Consider the following 23,046-nt stretch of genomic DNA (forward strand, 5'->3'; position numbering starts at 1 on the left):
TTAATAGACGATCGGTCTAAATTGGAGAGTTTATGTTTAAAGGCATCTTAATTAATAACGACGAACAAGGTTATCACGCCTCAATGCAAGAAATTAACGACAACACTCTGCCAGAGGGTGATGTCACGGTAAAAGTGCTATACAGCACCTTAAATTACAAAGATGGTCTTGCTATCACAGGCAAGGCGCCAGTTATTCGTTCATTTCCTATGATCCCTGGAATTGATTTAGTAGGAGTGGTTGAGCACAGCGATAGCAATCAATTTAAAGCTGGCGATATAGTACTCCAAAATGGCTTTGGTATAGGTGAAACTCACTGCGGTGGATTAGCGCAAAAGGCACGCTTAAAAAGCGATTGGCTTATTCCCTTACCTACAGCTTTCACGCCCAAACAGTCTATGATCATTGGCACAGCTGGATACACTGCCATGTTGTGCGTCATTGCTCTTGAAAAAAACGGCGTCACACCCGACAAAGGTGAAATATTAGTTACCGGTGCCAATGGTGGCGTAGGCAGCTTTGCCATTTCTATACTTGCTAAATTAGGTTACGCAGTGGTGGCCTCAACAGGTCGTATGCAAGAAGTTAACTATCTGCAATCACTTGGCGCGACTGAAGTCATTCACAGGGATACCTTATCCAACCCAGGTAAACCCATGGCTAAAGAACGCTGGGCTGGAGTGGTCGATTCTGTAGGTAGCCATACACTAGTCAACGCATGTGCCAGTACCCAATATGGTGGAACAGTAGCCGCCTGTGGTTTAGCACAGGGTATGGATCTACCGGGCTCAGTCGCCCCCTTTATTTTACGAGGTATCACCCTAGCTGGTATTGATAGCGTTATGCGCCCAATTGCTGACCGAAAAGAAGCATGGAAACGTTTAGGTGAAATCCTAGAGCCTAGTGTGTTTGACAGCATTGCTGAAGAAATCAAACTCGATACAGTAGTAGCTACCGCTAACCAGTTATTAGCCGGAAAAGTACGCGGCCGTATTGTGGTTGATGTACAAGCAGACTAATCTCGTAACTTATCTTAGCTGTCAATGCTCTTAAATCAGAGCCTCAGATAACGAGGCTCTGACTAAACGACTCTGATCCAAGCTCAGCCTTTAAACTTATGACTTACCATACCTAAGTATCACCTCGCAGATTTTTTAATCAACTCAAATAGTTTTTAATGTCTCCACTGACGCGCAGCAACAGCTGCATAACAAACTACACTCGAGGAACTTAACCATGTTGAAAATAGTTAAAACTTCTATCGCTATCGCTACTATCTCTTTATTCTCTGCGGGCAACGCTCAAGCTGATGTTGGCGAAGCTTTACAAAATATCTGTACTATCGTTAAAGCCGATGACAAAGGTGAACTACGTAAAAAAATGAAACGTGTTCAGTCTGATTTCAGATTAAAACTTAAAGATTACTACACCGGTGTGTCTTGTGGCGGTAACAGCCTTATTCGTACCGCTATGCTAAACAATGCCGTTGAAACTGGTACATTGATGGTGAAAAAAATGCCTAAAGGTGACTTAAGCTCGCCAGAAAAAGACGGCAAAACGGTACTCGCTTGGGCCTCTGAAAATGGCTTAGACGCATCACCTATCGTCGCTGCACTAAACGACAGAATATAAGCTTAAAAGAATTGTTCTAGAACGAACTGGGCTTCGGCCACCGAAACGTTCAACATGGTTGGTAAGTCGTGGTCTCTTAAAAGAAAGCGACTTACCTTTAAAAATGGCCTCTTCTGAGGCTATTTTTTTATCTATTAGAAAGCGCTAATTAGTGATGTTTAAGAAAATCGTCAATTTCCTGATTCACTTGGTTCGGTAACTCGTGTTGTAACCAATGACTGGCATCGGGAAAGCGTTTAATTTGCAGATTAGGCACATATTCCTCTACTCCTAGAATGTTTTCTTTCACAAAAGCCTGATCTTGCTCACCCCACAATATGAGTGTGGCACAACCAATACGGATATTCGGGATTTTCATTTTAGTCGCCGCCACTACTGGCCCATTAGGGTTATCCGAGGCTTTCGCAGATGGCGCGAGTTGAGGCATAGCTCGATAGTATTGCAACATGCCGTTTACTGCACCAGGTTGCGACCATACCGATTCATAGGCAATACGTTGCGCCTCCGTTAAGGTGCCTTCGCGCATACCTGCAAATATTTTTTCCTTTAGATATTGGAAATGATTGTGCGATAGTTTTTGCTCGCCGTCAGCTGCTATCAATTCGTGGATATATTCACTTTTTTGACGTTGCTGAGGATTAGATATCATTTCTCGAGTGAAAATACTTGGATGCGCCGCATTAAGGATCACCAGCTTTTCGATTAACTGAGGAAAAAACGCAGCCAAAGGCCATGCGATGGCACCGCCCCAATCATGAGCCACGAGTATTATCTTTTGCTGTGGCGCCACACTTTGTATGAATTTAGCAATAATCTGAATCAAGTTAGGCACTTCAAAAAACGATTGCTGCTGAGGTTTATCACTTAAATTATAACCTGGTAGATCAGGCGCTATGACCCGATACTCTTTAGAAAAATAATCTAATTGTGCATGCCATGTACCCCAATATTCGGGAAAACCATGTAAAAAAATCATAGTTTGTCGAGGCTGGTTATTTGATGTGACTGCTTCTACATAGTGTATATTGACGCTTTCAATATCGACTGTGTGATGTTTCATAATTAGGCTCACCAATTATTGATTTAAAAAATAACAAAAAAAAGCGGACAATTGACATTGTCCGCTTGTTATATTTCCCTGCTTAGCTTGTTATTATCTTATAAGGGGCTTTTGCCCCAAAAGCTTAAACAATATTAAATTGTTCTTCTTCCATATTCATCAAGTTATCTGCACCAGACTCCATGGCAGACACTAGAGAACGTGTACGCGTTAACAAACGGTCAAAATAAAACTTAGCGGTATGTAATTTTGCTTTGTAAAATTCTGGATCATCTGTGCCATCATCAAGTTTTTGTTGGGCAACAACAGCCATTTTAAGCCAAAAATACCCCACAACTACGTAACCAGAGTACATCAGATAGTCAACAGAAGCGGCGCCTAACTCGGCAGGACTTTTAGCTGCGCGTTGCATAATGTCTTCAGTTATTTGATGCCATTCATCGCAATGTTTATCGATACTGTTAGACCATGCATTAAACTGACTCTTATCGCGAATGCTCTTACAATATTCTTTAACTTCATCAGTAAATATATTTAATAACTTCCCATTGGAACCTACTACTTTTCTAGCCAATAAATCAATGGCTTGAATACCTGTCGTACCTTCGTACATAGTACAAATACGCGTATCACGGGCAAGCTGTTCCATGCCCCACTCTGCTATAAAGCCATGACCACCATATACCTGCATACCATAACTAGTCGACTCTTGAGCCGTTTCAGTTAAGAATGCTTTAACAATAGGCGTCAACAATGCCAATTTAGCTTCAGCCAATTTTTTAGCCGCTTCATCTTCGCTGACATGTGTAATATCAACTAGTTGCATTGCATATATCGCTAACGCTCTATTGCCTTCAGCGAAGGCTTTTTGCGTCAACAACATACGACGAACATCTGGATGATTAATAATCGCATCTGCTGGACCGTCAGGATTTTTAACGCCAGTCATGGCTCTAAATTGCAAACGATCTTTAGCGTAAGACAATGCACCTTGAAAAGCCGCCTCAGAGGCTGACAAACCTTCTAAACCTGTACCAATTCGCGCTGAGTTCATAAAGGTGAACATGCAGTTCAGGCCACGATTTTCAGTACCCACCAAATAGCCTTTGGCGCCATCGAAATTAATCACACAAGTTGCAGAACCTTTAATACCCATTTTGTGTTCAATCGAACCACAAGACACCGCATTACGTTCTAGTTTTTCCCCATCAGGGCCCGCATGAAACTTAGGCACGACAAATAATGAAATGCCTTTAGTACCGCTTGGTGCATCAGGTAAACGTGCAATAACAATATGTACAATATTTTCTGACATGTCATGCTCACCGGCCGAGATAAAAATCTTGGTACCCGTCAAGCTATAAGTGCCATCAGCGTTAGGTCCAGCTTTACATTTAAGCATTCCTAAGTCCGATCCACAATGAGGTTCAGTCAAACACATGGTGCCTGTCCAACTGCCGCCTACTAGGTTGTGTAAAAACATTTTTTGCTGTTCAGGCGTGCCGTGCTCTTTTAAGGTTTCAATACAACCTTGACTTAAACCCGGATACATTGCCCAAGAATGATTAGCAGACGAAAACCACTCTGCCATCACACTATTTAACGAATAAGGAAGACCTTGACCACCAAACTCTTCAGGATGCGCCATGCCAGTCCAACCACCGTCAACATATTGCTGGTACGCTTCTTTAAAACCAGTAGGAGTAGTGACTACTCCATCGTCCCATGTACAACCCTCGGCATCACCGCTAGCGTTAATGGGCGCCAATACATTTTCGGCAAATTTGGCCGCTTCTGAGAAAATCGCTTCAACCATATCTGGTGTGGCTTCAGAATAACCCAAATCCGCATAATGCTTTTCATAACCTAATAATTCGTTCATCACGAATAAGGCTTCTTTTTGTGGGGCCTTAAAATATTGCATAACTCTAACCTCTTAAATCTTTACATGTCTTTGGCTTCGTTTAACACCAAGCCTGAAGCTCTAAATCTAGTAAACTTCAAATAAACCTGCAGCACCCATACCGCCACCAATACACATAGTACAGACTACATATTTAGCACCACGGCGTTTACCTTCAATTAAGGCATGACCTACCATACGCGCACCACTCATACCGTAAGGGTGACCTATAGAAATAGCGCCGCCGTTTACGTTTAGAATACTGTCATCAATACCTAACTTGTCGCGGCAATATAATACTTGCACAGCGAAAGCTTCATTAAGCTCCCATAAACCAATATCGTTCATGGTTAAGCCATGTTGCTTAAGTAATTTTGGAATAGCGAAAACTGGACCGATTCCCATTTCATCTGGTTCACACCCTGCTACAGCAATGCCGCGATAGGCACCCAATGGAGTCAAGTTTTGTTGTTCAGCCAGTTTACTACTCATGATAACACTGGCAGAGGCGCCGTCAGACAATTGACTAGCATTACCCGCAGTTATCACACCACCTTCAATTACAGGTTTTAGATTATTCAAACCCTCTAAGGTCGTTTCAGCGCGGTTGCCTTCGTCTTTACTTAGGGTGACTTCGTGGAAACTTTCTTCTTTAGTTTCACGATCCACTACAACTTTGGTTGTGGTTACCGGCACTATTTCATCATCAAATTTACCGGCAGCTTGAGCAGCTGCTGTGCGCATTTGGCTCTGATAGGCATATTCATCTTGCACGTCACGATTAATACCGTACCTCGCAGCTACGACTTCAGCAGTTTGCAACATAGGCATATAAATATCTTTATGCATTTTAGCCAAAGCTGGGTCCACCATACGGTGAGTGTTCATGTACTTGTTTTGCACCAAACTAATAGAATCTAATCCACCAGCGACCATTACTGGCACATTGTCGGTAATAACGTGTTTTGCAGCGGTAGCAATGGCGTACATACCTGAGCTACATTGGCGATCTAGTGTCATACCTGAGACTGAAGTGGGTAGTCCACCAGCAAGCCCAGCAAGACGACCAATATTCATGCTACCACTACCTTGTGTCAATGCGCTGCCCATAATGACATCATCAACACTGGCTGGATCGATTCCAGACTTTCTTACCGCTTCGCGGATAGCGTGGCCACCTAGACTTGGTGCTTCAAGATTATTAAATGCACCTTTATAAGCACGGCCAATTGGAGTTCTAGCGGTTGATACTATGACTGCTTCTTTCATAAATTTCTCTTTTTAAAAATACGTAAATTCGTTAAATATTAAGGTAAACATCTGACACTAAATGTCTGCGAATCGTTTACCTTGCTCTGCTAATTTTTTCAGTAATGGCGCAGGTTCAAACCAATTTTTGCCGTGTTCACCTAACTCATCTCGATACTTGCACATGGCGTCATATACGGTTTTCACACCAATCTCATCGGCATACTGCATCGGGCCACCGCGATAAACAGGGAAGCCATAGCCATACACATAAATTACGTCGATATCACTGGACTTAGCTGCAATGCCTTCTTCCAAGATCAAAGCACCTTCATTGATCATTGGAAAAATAATGCGCTCGATGATTTCTTGATCGCTAATGTCACGCTGGGCGACACCTAAACGAGCCGCTTCAGATTTAGCGAGTTCAAGTACACTCGGATCAGGAATAGGTTTACGGCTACCTGCTTCATACAAGTACACACCTTTTCCGCACTTTAATCCCACTCTACCCTGCTCGACTAACTTGTCAGCTAATATGCAGTAAGTCGGATCGTGTTTGATAAATTCGCGGCGTGATTCGCGCACAAAGGCACCGATATCTTGTCCGGCCATATCACCCATAGTGAAAGGTCCCATAGGTAGACCAAAATCATAAATAACTTTATCTACATGTTCTGGTGTAGCACCTTCTAACATCATACGATTCGCTTCACGACCATATGTTTCAATCATGCGGTTCCCCACAAAACCAAAACAAACGCCAACCAACACTGCTACTTTATTGACCTTTTTAGCCATTTTCATGGTTGTTTTAATCACATCAGGAGAGGTTTTACTGGTTTTAACCACTTCCAATAACTTCATAACGTTGGCTGGACTAAAGAAATGTAATCCAATTACATCTTCAGGACGCTTAGTGGCTTCGCCAATTTCGTCTATATCCAAAGTTGACGTATTTGACGCCAAAATCGCACCAGGTTTACATACCGCATCTAGCGCTTTAAAGACTTCTTGTTTAACAGACATTTTTTCAAACACTGCTTCAATGACCAAGTCCACATCACTAAGTGACGCGTATTCAGTTGAGCCCGTTAACAATGCCATTCTCTCTTCAACTTGTTCAGCAGTAAGCTTGCCTTTCTTAGCTGAATTTTCGTAATTCTTACGAATTAACGCCAAACCTCTATCTAAAGCTTCTTGTTTAAGCTCTAGCATGATGACGGGAATACCAACGTTGGCAAAGTTCATAGCGATGCCGCCGCCCATAGTACCTGCACCAATAATACCCACAGTTTTAATGTCTCTTACTGGGGTATCTTTATTAAAATCTTTAACATGAGAAGCTGCACGCTCGGCAAAAAAGAAATGCTGCTGCGCTCGCGCTTCTTTTGAGCGCATACATTCCATAAACAACTCACCTTCACGCACTAATCCTTGGGCAAAAGGTAACTCGACTGCAGCCTCAACCGCTTGGATACAACGCTCGGGAGCAAAAAAGCCTCTGGCTTTAACCGCTAAGCCTTGACGATATTGTGCGAATAACTCTTTCGGTGCAGTACTCGCGTCAATTTCAACATCACAGGTTTTACGAACTTTGCTGCCCTGGGCAATGACTTTTTCACAAAATTGCAACGCACTGCTCAATAGTGTTTCCGGAGAATCAACGACTACGTCAAAAACACCAGGTAGTTTTTTAGCGGCAACGGGGCGACCTGACACAATCATATCAAGTGCTTGTTGCACACCTGCCAAACGAGGTAGACGCTGAGTTCCTCCCGCTCCAGGTAGAATACCGAGATTCACTTCTGGTAAGCCTACTTTATTCGACCCAAACGTGACTCTGTAATGACAAGACAACGCCACTTCTAAGCCTCCACCAAAGGCTGGGCCGTTCAAAACCGCAATCACTGGCTTAGGAGAATTTTCAATGACATCTAACACTACTGGTAAGTTTGGTTCTAAATCACCACCAGAAAACTCGCTAATATCAGCGCCACCAGAAAACAAGTTTTGCTTAGATGAAATAACAATGACTTCAACAGACTCGTCAGCTATTGCTGTATTTAAATGTTTAATAAGCCCAACGCGTACAGATTTAGACAATGCATTAACAGGGGGATTTTGCATCCATAGCGCTGCAACTTTGTTTGCAGAAGGAGTACTAACTAGCTCATAACCCACTGCCGTTTGTGATTCATTTTGACTCATATAGACCTCTTACCAGCTTAATAATATGAATGGATACTAGGCCACCCGCCCCAATCATTCTAATTTATTGATTTTATACTGCAAAATAAGCATAGATTATTAGAAGCTGATTCGAATAAAGATTGATCAAGCACTGAATCTATTCACTAAATGGATAATTCTGCATTAGTCTGAGCAAGTTGACTTTTCGTGACACATTTGATTTTCTAAGCACAATTATTTTACAAAAACATTACATCGAGAGACCAACCTTGCAGTATTTGACGACTCCAGAACACTGTTTCGAACCAATAAACGACTTTTGTTATCCTGCTCATTATTTACAAGTTGATGATTGTGAAGGAGGAATGCTTAAACTCCACTATATCGATGAAGGTCCAAAAGACGCGAATGTTGTGTTAATGCTGCATGGCGAACCTAGTTGGTCATACTTGTACCGAAAAATGATCGATCCAGTTGTCACCGCAGGTTATCGCGTTATTGCGCCTGATTTAATCGGTTTTGGAAAATCAGATAAACCTACCGAGCGTAACGATTATACCTTCCAAAGACACTTAGATTGGGTACGTCAAGTCATCCTTCAATTAGACTTAAAAGACATCACTTTAGTATGCCAAGATTGGGGCGGCCTTTTAGGACTACGTTTGGTCGCGGAACACTCTGATTTATTTGCCAGAGTATTAGCCGCCAATACTATGCTTCCTACGGGAGATCATCCAGCCAGTGACGCTTTTTTGAAATGGCAATCATTTTCCCAGGAAGTGCCAGTATTTCCTGTTGCGGGGATTATCAAAGGTGGCACTGTAAGCCCCCTTAGCCCTGAAGTATTGGCCGCATATGATGCGCCCTTTCCGGACGAAGCCTACAAAGCAGGTGTAAGACAGTTTCCACTACTTGTACCCACTACCCCGAATAACCCGGCAAGCCCTGCCAATAGACGTGCTTGGCAATCATTGCAGCAATTTGATAAACCTTTTATTACTGCGTTTAGCGATTCAGACCCTGTGACTGCGGGGGGCGACAAAATTATGCACAAGCTTATTCCTGGCTGTGAAGGACAGGCGCATACTACTATTGAACAAGGCGGTCATTTTTTGCAAGAAGACAAAGGTGAAGAGCTCGCTCAGGTATTATTAACTTTTATGAATGCCAACCCACTTTAATTGTTTAGTTATAAGAAATAGGAACTATTTGATGGACGAGTTATTAGATTTTAGCGGCAAAGTAGCCTTGATTACTGGTGCAGGTGGCGGTTTTGGTCGCTTGTTGGCACAAGGACTTGCCAAACGAGGATGTCAGTTGGTGATCAGTGATATCAACCAGCAAAACTTAGACGAAACTCTGGCCTCGCTACCGGACCAAGACAATGCAATAGCAATGTTATGTGACGTTGCCAAAGAGCAAGACTGCAAAAATATGGTCGACAGTGCCCTATCAAAGTTTGGTCGTGTCGATATAGGCGTTAACAATGCAGGTATTGCCCATGAAATGACACCTTTGCATAAATTGAATGAAGACACTATGCACAGTCAATTTAACGTCAACGTTAATGGTGTATTATTTGGAATGAAATACCAAATTGAAGCGATGCTCAAACAAGGCGAAGGCCATGTATTAAATATTAGCTCTTTGGCGGGTTTAGGTGGCGCTCCCAAAGGTGGTGCCTATGCAGCCGCGAAACATGCTGTAGTTGGTTTAACTCGAACGGCAGCAGTGGAATACGCCAGAAAAGGCGTGCGTTGTAATGCAATTTGTCCTTTTTACAGCCCAACAGCCATTTTAGGTGAATTTGCTTCTGAAGAAGGCCAATCCCAGCTAGCGAGAGGTACGCCTATGAAACGTTTATCTCGGCCACAAGAAGTGGTGAATACAATGCTATTAATATTGTCTCCAGGTAATTCTTACATGACGGGGCAAACTATAGCAGTAGACGGTGGTGTAACCGCTTGGTAGGTGCCATGCTTAGCGCTAAGAACAACTAAGAAGAAATAGTGAACCACAGAAGCAAACGAAGACACGGAATATACAGAGTAAGAGAAAATTCAGTCTTCATTCAATGATTACCATCTGTGGTCTAACCCCTTTGTATTTATAAGAATACGAGTTAATTAAAGGAAAAAATATGCAAGCTTTGATGATGAATTCTCAATTGATGATTTCTTCAATATTACGTCATGCCGACAAGAACTTCCCAGATTCTGAAATTGTTTCGGTTACAGCGGATAATCCTAGACATAGGCATACTTACAAAGATTTTGCTAATCGCAGTCGTCAATTGGCCAATGCTTTAGTTGAGTTGGGCGCTAAGTTCGGTGATCGCATTGGTACATTAGCTTGGAACGACTATCGCCATTTGGAACTTTACTATGGCGTATCTGGAAGTGGCATGGTGTGCCACACCATTAATCCTAAGTTGTTCCCAGAGCAAGTGAACTACATCATCAATCACGCCGAAGATAAATTTATATTTGTAGATTTGTTAGTGGTACCTTTATTGGAAGCGCTAAAGGAGCATCTCCCTAAAGTTGAGGGTTACATCATATTAACTGATGAAGCGCATATGCCTGCTACCACTTTACCTAATGTGATGTGTTACGAAACATTATTAAGCAAACAGTCTACGTCATTTGAGTGGCCTGAATTTGATGAAAATACTGCAAGCGCTATGTGTTACACCTCAGGAACGACAGGCAACCCTAAAGGTGTGGTGTATAGCCATCGCTCCACCTTATTGCATGCTTTAGGTGGCAGCATGCCTGATGTAGTAGCCGCTTCTTACAAAGAAACCACACTTCCGATCGTGCCTATGTTTCATGTTAACGCTTGGGGCGCTCCCTACGCGGCGTTAATGGCAGGATCTAAAATGGTGATGCCAGGGCCTAAAATGGCCGATGGTGAAGCCTTACAGAATCTAATCGATACGGAAAACGTTACCTTCAGCTCGGGGGTGCCTACCATTTGGTTAGGGCTTTTAGATTATTTAGAGAAAAGTGGCAAAACTATACCAAGCCTGAATCGAGTGAGTGTCGGAGGAGCTGCTTGCCCAAGAACCATAATTGAACGCTTTAAACAGCAGCATGGCGTAGAAGTTATTCAAGGCTGGGGGATGACTGAAACCAGCCCTCTGGGTACCATTTTTTGCAAAAAATCCGGCATGGATGATTTATCTGAAGAAGAACTCATTGATTTACAATGCTTACAAGGCCGTGGCGTATTTGGAATCGAAATGCGAATTGTTGATGAAAACAATCAAGAATTACCATGGGACGGAGTGGCCTTTGGAGCCCTTAAAGTTCGCGGCCCGTGGGTAGCAAGTGGTTATTATGGTTTGTCACAGGTTCCAGGCTCTGAAGGTTGTCCAGTTGATGAACTAGGATGGTTTGATACCGGTGATGTTGCAACTATTAACCCCCAAGGTTATATGCAAATTACCGATCGTACTAAAGATGTAATCAAAACCGGTGGAGAATGGGTCAGCTCAATTGAAATTGAAAATGCAGCGGTAAGTCATCCTGATGTAGCAGAAGCAGCAGCCATCGGCCGTTATCATCCAAAATGGACAGAGCGCCCACTACTGGTTGTAGTTAGACAAGCTGGTACAAATGTAACCACTGAACAAATGTTAGAATTTCTGCGCGAAAAACTACATAAACTCTCTATTCCAGATGATGTTGTATTTGTCGAAGAACTGCCCCACACGGCGACCGGAAAACTCAATAAATTAGCATTGAGAAAATCCTTAGAGGACTATCAGTTTCCAACAACGGCTTAATCAATAAAACCTAGGCGTATTGGCGCCTAGGTTTCTTTCTCAAACTTTTAGTATCTATTCCTTATTTACTATTTAACATCTCAACGTTGTTCAAATTCTTTAAAAAACGCCTTGTCATCCTCAAGCATTTCGAAACCAAATATCCAGCAAAGTTCTGATACATCTGAAAAGTCGATTCCACCGTCGGCAATAGCAGGATTATTGTAACGTCCTGCAACCCCGTTGTATTGATTGGCTATGCGAGTCGCTAACGTCCATATTTTTACGAGACGAGCATCTTTGATATAGGTCTGCCAATCAGGCATGTGATGAGACTTAAACCCAGGCGTGCCATTATTTTTAGCATTGCCATCTGCTATTTTATAATAAGTCGCGTTTGCTTTTGTATATGCCAAATCAACTGGGTTGGCGGACTCTTCATTCCAATCACTGTGTTGTACCACGCGTATTCTTTGGTTTGTGTTCACATTCGGGAGTTGTTTTTTGATAGTTCGAATGACATCTGCGGTAAAATTAGACTGCCCTGCTTCAGCGATCCATATATTTCCTGAATCTTTCAAGGTTGCAGCGACTTCGGCACTTACCACTGTCAGGGCCTCATCGTATTGCGTATGCGCATTAACCCAGCGTTTATCAAAGGATAATTCAAATAGTTTGGGAGCAGGAACGTACAATCCTTGTTGATCGCCGTATGCACCAGCAACCGCTACATAATTTAATTTTTGAAATCGTTTGTCTGCAAGCATTGTGGCTGTTGCTGCAATTGAATGAATATCGTCAACATCGGTTTTACTATCAAATTGGGCTAATAACAGATCTTTATCAAGATTAAATTGTCCTAATTGCCAGTGTTCATCCTTGTCTTTGGCCTGCACTTTTTTAGTCTGCGCTAAGCTAGTCATAACAACTAAAATAAAAGACAAAAATACTAGTTTACATGGCGACATAGTTAACTCCGTGAAATTTAGCTTGGTTTCTGAAACAAGTCATCAGAATATGCTTCCTTAAATGTGCGATCAATGAATTAGCTTGATATCCAAAAAAACGTAAATCAAAAAACAAAACTCATACCTTAGTTTTATTCGTCTGCGGCCTGTTTCTCGATTGTGCGTACACATTTGTTAACCTTTTCTAGATTGCTTTTTTCAAAAAAATCACTAGGGTGCCAGCTTCAAAAACAGCGACTCACTATAAAAATACTTCAGGAAAAAATCATGAATATTAAAAATTTGTGTCTATGGTTAATGCTAAGTTTGACTGTTTCAGTCAGCAGCTATGCCAAAGAGACCGCATTTCGCCTATCCACATTTATAAAACCTAGTTTTCAACAAATTACCCTAGAAATTGACCCAGACAGTCCAACGTTTAGTGGTGAGACCACTATTACGATTGATGTGACCAAGGCAACGGATACCATTGGTTTTTACCAAAAAGATCTCACTATTCAAGAAGCCTACTTAAGCAATGGTGACACCAAAATACCACTTGCAGTGACGTCTCATGACTACGAAATTCAGCATGGCAAAGCCAGTCAAAAAATAGCCGCCAACCGTTATAGCTTGCACATAGTATTCGACGGAAAATTTAATACCTCTTCAGATGGTATGTATTTGTCTAAGTTCGAAGGTTTGAACTATATATTTACGCAATTTGAAGACATGTACGCTAGACGAGCATTTCCGAGTTTTGATGAGCCGGGCTTTAAAATACCTTATCAGATGACAATAAGGTCTCCTGAAAAACACACAGTATTATCGAATACGTTAGTCAAAAAACGCACGGTCAAAGACGGCTGGCAGACAGTAGAATTCAACAAAACCAAACCTATGCCAACCTATCTGATTGCGTTAGCTGTGGGAGAGTTAGATTCTTACGATATCCCCTATTTAAACGTTCCGGGAAAAATATATACACCTAAAGGTCAGGCGCAAAGAACGAAATTCGCAGCCAAACATACCGCTGGGATTTTGCAAAGTTTAGAAAATTACTTTGGTTCTTCTTACCCCTACGAAAAGTTAGATTTTGTAGCCGTACCTAACTTCACGTTTGGTGCAATGGAAAACGTAGGACTCGTTACCTATCGCAGTAGTTTGTTATTATTGGAAGACGAACCTCGCTTAGCGGAGCAAGGTAACACCTTAAATGTAATAGCTCATGAATTGGCCCATATGTGGTATGGCAACTTGGTGACTATGGCTTGGTGGGATGACCTGTGGTTAAACGAAGCGTTTGCCTCGTGGATGGCCAGTAAAGTCATGATGGAGTTATATCCAGAGCAAAACTTCAAAGGGCAACTAGTACAAGAAGGCGCATTTGGTGCCGATGCTAGCCCTACAGTTAAACCCGTTAAAAAGATTGTGAAAAGTCAAACAGATGTAATGGATGGCCTTGGCTTAAATTACAGTAAAGGCGAATCTATTTTGCAACTGATTGAGTCCTTAGTGGGCGAAAAGTCCTTTCAGAAAGGCATTCAAAAGTATATGAAAAACAACGCGTTTAAGAATGCCCAAGCTGACGATTTATGGGAAGTGCTATCTACCGTAGCTGAATTCAACGTACCCGCAATGATGAAAACTTACCTAGAACAACCAAGTTATCCGTTGATAGAGTTTGCAACAAACGGTGAAATTAGCCAATCTCGTTATCATTTAAAAGGCTCAGAAGTTAAAGAGCAAACTTGGATTGTCCCCCTATCGATTAGTTACAAGAAAAACGGTAAAGTTTCCCGCACTAATTTGTTCCTAGATACAGCAAAAACAACAGTCGCAGAACTAGCTGAAGCGGATTGGATTTTTCCTAACGAAAACGCCATGGGATATATGCGCTGGAAAGTATCACCTAAACAACTTGCGGCTTTGTTAGAAGATGTATCTGTTTTAAACGTTCGCGAGAAAAAGTCACTTCTATACAATACCCAAGCGCTGTTTTCAGCGGGTAAAATCGAGTTAGCGGAATTGATGACAGTGATGGATACCTTAGTCGATGACAAAGATCCAATGATTGGCAGCGCCGTTGTTAGCACGTTGAATGACTTTTTATATTTGGTAGATAAAGATAATGAAGCCATGTTCGGTCAATTTGCGGCCAAAAAGCTCATGCCATGGTTTGAACGTTTAGGTGTCGAAGATCAACCTAACGATTCAACAGATACCACTCGTTTACGCGGCGCGGTATACGGCATTTTAAGTCGTTATGCCAATACCCCACAGGTGGAAAAAATCAGTGCAGAACTTGCTAGTCGATATCTGAAAGACCCGACTAGTGTACCTAGAAGTATCGCCACAAGAGCGTTACGCAATATGGCGCGTTTTAGTCAACAAGATTGGTTTACCATTCTACGAGATTTCTATATTGCCAATACTGATGCAAATATTAGGGGTACGGTCAGTCGAGCGATGATTTTCACTGAAGAACAGCAAGTAGAAAAAGCCCTAGACTTTGCTCTATCCGATCATGTTAGCCCAGCCAACGCTATTACTAATGTTTATGTCGCAATGAGTAGTTTGGACGACAAAACGTTATTTTACGCTTGGTTAGATAAAAACTTTGATGAATTGTCTAAAAAAATGCCCGCTTTCCATATTGCTAGAATGCCAGAATATTTCTCAACCTCTTGTCATGCCGGCAACATTAAACTTGCTGAAAAATTCTATCAGGACAAAAAAGCCAACTTTGAAGGCATGGCTCGCAGTTATGATATTGCCAATTACAGTGCCAAGCTGTGCTTATCGTTAAAAGAAGCTAATCAAGCTAATTTTAACCGTTATTTGCAGCAAGCCACCCAAAACTAATACCCCAAAATATTTTAGTTTTTAAGAAAAAACCGACAGTGATGTCGGTTTTTTTATGTGTGTATATAACCTGAGCTCGGGTTAAGACGTGTCGCGTCCTATGAAGTAAATATATTAAAAACAATAGGTTATAATCTTACTATTTATCTAGCCGCCAATTTAATGCATCCAGTGCTGATATTATTGTGTTTATCAAGGCGAGCTTGTGAAGCAATAGCTAGCTATTGAAAGCAAGTTCAACGAAGATAGGCGCAATAATAGCGGTGCTGGACGGTATGGCTTGTCCCGAGTTCAGGTTATATAGATAGGTGCGGCATATTAATGCTTGAATCGATATAGACGAATAGTGAATTTGATTTTGCAGCTACGGATTAACACTATATAGTCTTCAAACAGCAACCGTTTCAAAACAAATAAAGTATCGTATTAAAGTGGGTATCCAATTACTTGCTTAAGGAGTAATACCTATGCCAAACCTTAACGGCTTATACCAAATCACCTCAGATAGTAATTTGTCTCATGAGCAGAAAATGGGTGCGTTATTAAAGTTTGGATTAGATTTTTTTCAGCTTGAACTAGCGATCATCAGCGAAATAAAAGATGACGAATATATAGTGCGATATGGTCTCTCTCCTGATGACTCTTTGCAAGCAGGCACCGTTTTTTCTGTGGGTGACACATATTGCTTACATACCTTAGCCACTAATCAAGCACTTTCGTTTTATCATGCGGGCAAAAGCCGTATTGCCCAACACCCCTGTTATTTAAACTTTGGTTTGGAGAGTTATATTGGCGCCCCTCTTTTAGTTGAGGGAAAACGTTTTGGCACGATAAACTTCTCGGCCAGCTCAGCACGACAGCAGCCTTTTAGTGACGCAGAGCATGAATTTGTAGAACTCCTTTCCCACTGGGTGAGTAATGAAATAGCCCGAGATGAAAAGATAAAATTGCTGCAACAACAGCAAAAACAAATGGCGCGTCAACAAGATATATTGGAACAAATGGGCCAATTGGCAGGTGTCGGGGCGTGGGAAGTCGACCTAATTAATAAAAAGATATATTGGTCGAAAGAAACCAAAAAAATTCACGAAGTAGAGGAAGGTTTTTCGCCAACTTTGGAGGCAGGGATAAACTTCTATAAAGAGGGAGAAAGTCGCGAACGAATCGCGGGGTTAGTTAACAATATAATTGAAAACGGCGGCCATTTTTCTGGTGAGTTTGAAATTGTTACTCAAAAAGGTAACGCCAAATGGGTAGCGTCCAAAGGGAGAGCAGAATTTGAAAATGGCCAATGCGTGAAATTAATAGGTGCGTTTCAAGATATTACCGAACAGGTTAACTCTCGAGTTCAGTTAGAAAATAGACACAAAGAACTTTCGTTGGCTCTGGAATCCCGCAGTTTATTTCTAGCCAATATGAGCCACGAAATTCGCACCCCTATCAATGGTGTATTAGGTATGTTGCAAATTTTAGAAAGTTCGGAGCTCAATTCTGAACAACAACATTTTTTAGGGCTAGCAAAAGATAGCGCAAAATCGTTGCTTGGCATAATCAGTGATATTTTAGACTTTACCAAAGTTGACTCTGGCCAATTAACGCTAGAAAACTTGCCGGTAGATCTCAATCAATTATTGAATAACTGTGTCGATATTTTTAATCCTCTAGTAAAAGACAAATCGTTAAAAGTAATCAAAGAATTTGATTCAATTCAAAATATCACCGCCATCACTGATCCAACAAGGCTTAGGCAAATTTGTTCAAATTTGCTGTCAAATGCAATTAAATTTACCCCGCAAGGCAAAGTGATAGTCGCTACCAAAATAACCACACTTGACGACAAACAGGCCAAGTTAACCCTAACAGTGCAAGATACCGGAGTGGGGATTGCTGAAGAGCAGCTAACTTTGCTTTTTTCACCATTTAATCAAGCAGACAAATCCACAACCCGTAAATACGGTGGTACCGGACTTGGATTATCAATTACGCGGAAAATTTGCCAGTTAATGGGCGGAGATGTAAGTGTTGAAAGCACCTTGAATCAAGGCAGTATATTCACGGCAACAATTAATATTGAGTTACGCAACAGTGAAAACCAAGTCGTTGCTTCATCAAATGAGTTACCCGAAGACATAGATCTTAGTCAGCTTAGCGTCTTAGTAGTTGAAGATAATGAGATTAATCAGGTGGTAATTAGCGAAATGTTAAAACAACGGAATATTCCACATCAAGTTGTGAATGATGGAGTAGAAGCCTTGGCCATACTTGAGCACGAAACTAAACTTAATCGCTTTTTTTCGCTCATTTTAATGGATTGTCAAATGCCCAATATGGATGGTTATCAAGCTTCCCAGCATATTAGACAGTTATCCACACCTGTGGCGTCCATTCCTATTATCGCTTTAACCGCCAATGCCATGTCCGGCGAGCGTGAAAAATGTTTTGCCAGCGGAATGAATGAGTATTTATCTAAACCAGTAGAGCAATCCATACTGTATTCAATGTTAGAAAAATTTGCTAAGTGATTCTGTCATCTTATAAGCAATATAAAAATTGTTTGTTAACCTAAATTCAACTTACTGAATATCCTATTGTCAGTACCCCAAGTTACATGCAGAAACTTTCTAAAAGTAGTTTGCCCATTTTATATGCAGTGTCACTTCTCGAATAACTTATTTATTAGGAATCATTTGCATTAAGATTTATACCTCCTTACTATTTACCCATGCGTTTTAATTCTACTCACGTTTTATCCATGACGGGTATACAGGTCCCAATTTAATGAAAAGAAGTATTCTAGCCTCCTCCATTGCCTTTGTTCTTTTGGCAAATAGCGCCTTTGCCGATTCCCCCAAAGCCGTAGACGAAACCGTGACTATTTACGGCAACACAAACAATGCAGAAGCTGCGACTGGTGCCGCCCAATATATCGGCGAAGAAGACTTGGCTAAATTTGTCTATAGCGATATACAAAGAGTTATTCGCCAAGTTCCAGGGGTCTCTGTGCAGGTTGAAGACGGTTACGGATTGCGTCCCAATATTAGTATTCGAGGCGTAGCGACCGAACGCAGTGGCCGAATCACCTTACTCGAAGATAATATTTTAATTGCCCCAGCGCCCTACTCTGCGCCGTCAGCCTATTACTTTCCCACTATGGGTCGTATGAGCGCTGTTGAAGTAGTGAAAGGTCCAGCAGCTATTACTCAGGGGCCATATACAATAGGTGGAGCATTAAATATGGTGTCTACTCCTATTCCAACGACTCAAAGTGGCCAGGTCACCTTAGAGGCTGCGCAAGACGCTACCTATCGTTTACATGCAAACGTTGGCGATAAACTCGACAATGGTTTTGGATATTTAATTGAGGCCCACCAATGGCAGTCTGATGGCTTTCAATCTATTGATCGCAGTGACGCAAGTACTGGCTTAGACGTAACAGATTTAACTGCCAAATTAGTCTATGCGCCTGCTGATTCTGCACACAGTGTTGAATTAAAATTGCAAATCACTGAGCAAGACTCTGAGCAAAGTTATTTAGGCTTAACAGATAATGATTTTGCGCAAAGCAGTACAAGACGCTATGGCTTATCTGCACTCGATAATATCCATACACAACACAGCCAAGTGATCTTGCGTTACGGATATGAAATCAATGCCAACTTAAACTTTACCGCCACCGCTTACAACAACCAACATGAACGAGACTGGTTTAAAACAGAAGGAATAGACTTAGATGGAAGCGCTAACGCTCAAGACTTTTCTCGAACTAGTTGGGCTAACGTTATATCAGCCCTAAATAACAATGAAGGTTTGTATGATGTGAGTGCCAGTCAATTACAAGGTATTTTAGATGGTAATATTGATACCGCAGAAGGCAGTATTCAAATACGTTCAAATGCCCGCGAGTACTTCTCGCGCGGCATACAGTTTGGCCTATATTGGGACAAAACAATTGGCAATGTTAATCACCAGTTAGAAGTGGACCTAAGAGTTCATGAAGACGAAGAGGACCGCTTGCAACGTAACAGTACCTACCAACAAATTAACGGCCAATTACAACTCAATGATTTAGGTGAATTAGGTAATGCCGGCAATCGTGTACAGGAAGCTAAGGCATTAGCTGTGCATATTTATGATCGCATTGAATTTGGCGACTGGGTACTCACGCCCGGCATTCGTTTTGAAGATATTCAACAAAAGCGCACCCGATTCAACGATGGTGAGACTCGAACATTTCGTGATGACCGCGAAAATGACACCCAAGTGGTATTGCCCGGTTTAGGTGCTCTGTACAAAATTGATGACTCATTCACGCTAGTTGCAGGGGCACACAAAGGGTTTACTGCGCCAAGTAACTCTCCGGGAGTCCGGGAAGAAGAAGCGATAAACTACGAACTTGGTTTCCGCTTTGCTAATAACACACTCAATGCTGAAGCGATTTATTTCTTAAGTGACTATGACAATTTGTTAGGTGAGTGCACCGCTTCCTCAGGCAGTGATTGTGAAATTGGTGATGCATTTAATGGTGACGCCGCCACAGTGCAAGGAATTGAATTTGTACTAAAAACAGAGCTTACCAAAGTTAATGGCATCAGTGTCCCTCTAAATATCACTTACACTTATATCAACAGTGAGTTTGATACAGACATCGCCGATACTGCTTTCTTTGGTGACGTGAGCGCCGGTGATTCCATCCCATATATTCCAGAAAGCCAAGGCCAAATATCTATAGGCTTAGAGGCCCATAATTGGTCAGCGTACATTAATGGCGTATATGTCGACCAAGTCTGCGTGAGAGCCTCATGCGGCAATTTTGAAGAAACTGATGGTAGTTTTACTTTGGATATTAGTGGTAATTACCGACTATCTAATGATCTAAAATTATTTATTCGAGTCGAAAATCTTACCGACAAACAAAGTATTGTGAGTCGACAGCCATATGGTGCTCGTCCAAATAAAACCAGAACATTTTCTGTAGGTGCACAGTATAGTTTTTAGAATAGTTACTCTTGAGCTAAACATAAGATTTGAAGTTTTGTCCATTGAGACTTATTCAATAATGGCTATATTGAATACAGTTCTGTAGTTAGTCTTGCAAAAATCCGACGTTCTAGATTGTCGGATTTTTGTACAAACGTTATTGTTATGAACTACCTCTTCCTACTTCAAGAATGTCTCGTAATCGTGTTCTGTAACAACCATACATTCCTTGTTTACCACCGTCCCATTATCGAAACAACAACATGTCGCATCTAGTCCCGTTATCGAGACAACGTACCTTCCTCTCTGTCAAAGAAAAACTAAGACATTGAAAAATAAAGAAAATTATTTTTGGCACAAGCTTTGCGATACTCAGTGCCTACCCATGACGTAAGTGACACAAGGTAAAATAATTAATGGACATAGTGCGCGAAAAGCCCAAAAAGAAAATAGCAATGAAGATAGTGGGAGTAGTGGCATTAATCATCATCTTGTTTTTTGCTGTAAGACTTGTCTTTAATCGTGACGCGTCAACTTATGCAGTGAACAACAATGCTCTGTTAACTGACAAAGTGCAACAAGGTGAGCTGTTTGTTTCGGTACGTGGCATGGGGGTCTTGGTTCCAAAAGATATTCGTTGGGTCGCCACCAATGTCGAAGGAAGGGTTGAACGTATATTGATTAAAGCTGGGGCACTTGTAAAAAAAGGAGATCTCTTGATGGAGCTCAGCAATCCGCAGTTGGTTCAACGTCTAGAAGAAACCAAATGGGAGCTAGATGAAATGGAAGCAGAAACGACTGCATTAGAAGTCTCGTTAGAGTCTGAATTGCTCGATCAAGAAGCGGCGGTAATCACCGAAAAACTCAATCATGAGCGGGCATTATTAACCTTAAATGCACAAGAAACCCTATTATCACAGGGCGTAGTAGCTGTATCTCATATTGACTATGAAGAGATAAAAATCGATGTAGCGCAATTTAAACAACGTTGGGAACTGGAAATTAAACGTTTGGCAAAACGCCGAGAAAACTTAGCCGCGCAGCGATTAGCCGCCCATGCTCGTGTTAACCGCATGCGTAAGATCCTGCAACGGGCTCAAGAGCAAGTAAACGGACTAAAAGTCACGGCAACCATGGACAGCATTGTGCAAGAAATGCCTATGGAGTTAGGGCAACAAGTCACCTCAGGTAGTAACCTAGCGCGTTTAGCCCGTAGCGGAGAGTTTATCGCAGAATTACGGATCCCTGAAAAACTCATTAACGAGGTACTCATTGGCCAAGAGGTCACAGTGGATACACGCAGCAGTAAAATCCAGGGAAAAATCAAACGTATTGACCCTGCAGTAATCAATGGATCTGTTCAAGTAGATGTTGAATTGAGTAGTGACATTCCTAAGGAAGCCAGGCCTGACCTAACGGTTGAAGGCGAGATAAACATAGCCAGGATCCAAAATACACTCTTTGTTCAACGACCCATGTTCGCCAAAAGTTTTGGAGAAGCACAGGTTTATTTACTTGATGCCCAAGGAGACACCGCGAGCAGGCACAAGGTCGTATTTGGGCAAACATCCACTAAATACATAGAAATCAAATCAGGCTTAAAAGTAGGCCAAAACATCATTGTGTCTGATGTATCAAGCTTTGAAGAACATCAACAAATTAAAATTAACTAAAAATACACTGCTAACAGCGGAGCGAAAACTCATGACCACAGCAACACAAACAACTAAATCTCTCGTAACCTTAAACAACATTAAGAAAGTATTTTTTACCGATGATGTTGAAACCCATGCATTGAACGAAATTAATCTAAATATTGATAAAGGTGAATACATTTCCATCACCGGTCCATCAGGTTGCGGTAAATCGACCTTGTTGTCTTTGTTAGGTTTACTGGATACATCTACTGCGGGCACCTATCAATTGGCTGGTCATGAAGCATCTGACTTAAATCGTGATGAACGCGCCAAAATTCGAAATAAAGAAATTGGCTTTGTTTTTCAAGCGTTCAATTTGATCAGTGACTTAAGCGTGGCCGAAAACGTTGAATTACCTTTAACGTATCGTACCGATATTAGTAAAGTTCAACGAGCTGAAATGGTAAAAGACGCCCTTGAAAAAGTAGACATGCAACACCGAGCTAATCATTTTCCCTCGCAACTTTCTGGAGGACAACAGCAACGAGTCGCGGTTGCGCGAGCCATTGCAGGGAACCCTTCGATTATATTAGCTGATGAACCTACAGGAAATTTAGATTCCAAAAATGCGCAGATGGTCATGAGCTTACTCGACCGACTTCATGACCAAGGCGCGACTATATGTATGGTGACACATGACCCCCGCTCAGCGGCCCGAGCTGGGCGAACCATTGAAGTGTTCGATGGGAAAATAGTATCAGATCAAGTGACCGAAAAACCCCAAGCCGTGGTTGCGTAATTAACCATAGATTTAG

General features: G+C 41.7%; 15 protein-coding genes. 10 read left to right on the plus strand and 5 right to left on the minus strand.

The window, feature by feature from the left end:
• Positions 1-32: 32 nt before the first annotated feature.
• Positions 33-1,019 (plus strand): MDR family oxidoreductase, encoded by a 987-nt coding sequence (locus tag ABJK37_RS04870; RefSeq protein WP_348350708.1) that lies wholly within the window; start codon positions 33-35, stop codon positions 1,017-1,019.
• Between the two features lie 217 nt (positions 1,020-1,236).
• Positions 1,237-1,632, plus strand: coding sequence for a DUF3718 domain-containing protein (locus ABJK37_RS04875; protein WP_348350710.1), 396 nt, complete (start codon positions 1,237-1,239; stop codon positions 1,630-1,632).
• A gap of 148 nt (positions 1,633-1,780) precedes the next feature.
• Here ABJK37_RS04875 and ABJK37_RS04880 read toward each other — a convergent pair whose 3' ends face one another.
• From ABJK37_RS04880 to ABJK37_RS04895, 4 genes are all read right to left on the minus strand, one after another.
• On the minus strand, positions 1,781-2,692 hold the full coding sequence (locus ABJK37_RS04880; protein ID WP_348350712.1) for an alpha/beta hydrolase: 912 nt from the start codon (positions 2,690-2,692) through the stop codon (positions 1,781-1,783).
• Between the two features lie 124 nt (positions 2,693-2,816).
• Positions 2,817-4,616, minus strand: a complete 1,800-nt coding sequence (locus tag ABJK37_RS04885) for an acyl-CoA dehydrogenase C-terminal domain-containing protein (protein WP_348350714.1) — start codon at positions 4,614-4,616, stop codon at positions 2,817-2,819.
• Between the two features lie 66 nt (positions 4,617-4,682).
• On the minus strand, positions 4,683-5,864 hold the full coding sequence (locus ABJK37_RS04890) for an acetyl-CoA C-acyltransferase (protein WP_348350716.1): 1,182 nt from the start codon (positions 5,862-5,864) through the stop codon (positions 4,683-4,685).
• A gap of 57 nt (positions 5,865-5,921) precedes the next feature.
• A complete protein-coding gene (locus tag ABJK37_RS04895; RefSeq protein ID WP_348350718.1) occupies positions 5,922-8,054 on the minus strand; it encodes a 3-hydroxyacyl-CoA dehydrogenase NAD-binding domain-containing protein in 2,133 nt (710 codons plus the stop codon).
• A 251-nt stretch (positions 8,055-8,305) separates the two neighbouring features.
• Here ABJK37_RS04895 and ABJK37_RS04900 point away from each other — a divergent pair, with 251 nt between their 5' ends.
• The 3 genes from ABJK37_RS04900 (at position 8,306) to ABJK37_RS04910 (ending at position 11,826) form a co-directional block, all read left to right on the plus strand.
• Complete coding sequence (locus tag ABJK37_RS04900) at positions 8,306-9,217, plus strand: haloalkane dehalogenase (RefSeq protein WP_348350720.1); 912 nt, start codon at positions 8,306-8,308, stop codon at positions 9,215-9,217.
• 31 nt (positions 9,218-9,248) lie between these two features.
• A complete protein-coding gene (locus tag ABJK37_RS04905; RefSeq protein WP_348350722.1) occupies positions 9,249-10,007 on the plus strand; it encodes an SDR family oxidoreductase in 759 nt (252 codons plus the stop codon).
• Between the two features lie 169 nt (positions 10,008-10,176).
• The gene (locus ABJK37_RS04910; RefSeq protein WP_348350724.1) at positions 10,177-11,826 is read left to right on the plus strand and encodes a long-chain-fatty-acid--CoA ligase; all 1,650 of its coding nucleotides are present in this window, start codon (positions 10,177-10,179) and stop codon (positions 11,824-11,826) included.
• A gap of 80 nt (positions 11,827-11,906) precedes the next feature.
• On the opposite strand, the gene ABJK37_RS04915 is transcribed toward ABJK37_RS04910, so the two are convergent.
• A complete protein-coding gene (locus ABJK37_RS04915) occupies positions 11,907-12,773 on the minus strand; it encodes a hypothetical protein (protein ID WP_348350726.1) in 867 nt (288 codons plus the stop codon).
• A gap of 267 nt (positions 12,774-13,040) precedes the next feature.
• Here ABJK37_RS04915 and ABJK37_RS04920 point away from each other — a divergent pair, with 267 nt between their 5' ends.
• From ABJK37_RS04920 to ABJK37_RS04940, 5 genes are all read left to right on the plus strand, one after another.
• A complete protein-coding gene (locus tag ABJK37_RS04920) occupies positions 13,041-15,617 on the plus strand; it encodes a M1 family metallopeptidase (RefSeq protein WP_348350728.1) in 2,577 nt (858 codons plus the stop codon).
• Between the two features lie 467 nt (positions 15,618-16,084).
• Positions 16,085-18,139, plus strand: a complete 2,055-nt coding sequence (locus ABJK37_RS04925; protein WP_348350730.1) for an ATP-binding protein — start codon at positions 16,085-16,087, stop codon at positions 18,137-18,139.
• 256 nt (positions 18,140-18,395) lie between these two features.
• A complete protein-coding gene (locus ABJK37_RS04930) occupies positions 18,396-20,612 on the plus strand; it encodes a TonB-dependent receptor (RefSeq protein ID WP_348350732.1) in 2,217 nt (738 codons plus the stop codon).
• Positions 20,613-21,010: 398 nt separating this feature from the next.
• Positions 21,011-22,267 carry an HlyD family efflux transporter periplasmic adaptor subunit gene (locus tag ABJK37_RS04935; protein ID WP_348350734.1) on the plus strand — a complete coding sequence of 419 codons (1,257 nt, stop codon included), beginning with the start codon at positions 21,011-21,013 and terminating at the stop codon, positions 22,265-22,267.
• Between the two features lie 31 nt (positions 22,268-22,298).
• Positions 22,299-23,030: an ABC transporter ATP-binding protein gene (locus ABJK37_RS04940; RefSeq protein WP_348350736.1), complete on the plus strand. Its 732-nt coding sequence runs from the start codon at positions 22,299-22,301 to the stop codon at positions 23,028-23,030.
• Positions 23,031-23,046 lie beyond the last annotated feature (16 nt).

The sequence above is a fragment of the Paraglaciecola sp. genome, assembly GCF_039964565.1.
Classification (GTDB): domain Bacteria; phylum Pseudomonadota; class Gammaproteobacteria; order Enterobacterales; family Alteromonadaceae; genus Paraglaciecola.

Bases quoted from the DNA above. Each gene is read 5' to 3' on its own strand.
- ABJK37_RS04870 (WP_348350708.1), top strand. From the start codon at position 33: ATGTTTAAAGGCATCTTAATTAATAACGACGAACAAGGTTATCACGCC.
- ABJK37_RS04875 (WP_348350710.1), top strand. From the start codon at position 1,237: ATGTTGAAAATAGTTAAAACTTCTATCGCTATCGCTACTATCTCTTTA.
- ABJK37_RS04880 (WP_348350712.1), bottom strand. From the start codon at position 2,692: ATGAAACATCACACAGTCGATATTGAAAGCGTCAATATACACTATGTA.
- ABJK37_RS04885 (WP_348350714.1), bottom strand. From the start codon at position 4,616: ATGCAATATTTTAAGGCCCCACAAAAAGAAGCCTTATTCGTGATGAAC.
- ABJK37_RS04890 (WP_348350716.1), bottom strand. From the start codon at position 5,864: ATGAAAGAAGCAGTCATAGTATCAACCGCTAGAACTCCAATTGGCCGT.
- ABJK37_RS04895 (WP_348350718.1), bottom strand. From the start codon at position 8,054: ATGAGTCAAAATGAATCACAAACGGCAGTGGGTTATGAGCTAGTTAGT.
- ABJK37_RS04905 (WP_348350722.1), top strand. From the start codon at position 9,249: ATGGACGAGTTATTAGATTTTAGCGGCAAAGTAGCCTTGATTACTGGT.
- ABJK37_RS04910 (WP_348350724.1), top strand. From the start codon at position 10,177: ATGCAAGCTTTGATGATGAATTCTCAATTGATGATTTCTTCAATATTA.
- ABJK37_RS04915 (WP_348350726.1), bottom strand. From the start codon at position 12,773: ATGTCGCCATGTAAACTAGTATTTTTGTCTTTTATTTTAGTTGTTATG.
- ABJK37_RS04920 (WP_348350728.1), top strand. From the start codon at position 13,041: ATGAATATTAAAAATTTGTGTCTATGGTTAATGCTAAGTTTGACTGTT.
- ABJK37_RS04925 (WP_348350730.1), top strand. From the start codon at position 16,085: ATGCCAAACCTTAACGGCTTATACCAAATCACCTCAGATAGTAATTTG.
- ABJK37_RS04930 (WP_348350732.1), top strand. From the start codon at position 18,396: ATGAAAAGAAGTATTCTAGCCTCCTCCATTGCCTTTGTTCTTTTGGCA.
- ABJK37_RS04935 (WP_348350734.1), top strand. From the start codon at position 21,011: ATGGACATAGTGCGCGAAAAGCCCAAAAAGAAAATAGCAATGAAGATA.
- ABJK37_RS04940 (WP_348350736.1), top strand. From the start codon at position 22,299: ATGACCACAGCAACACAAACAACTAAATCTCTCGTAACCTTAAACAAC.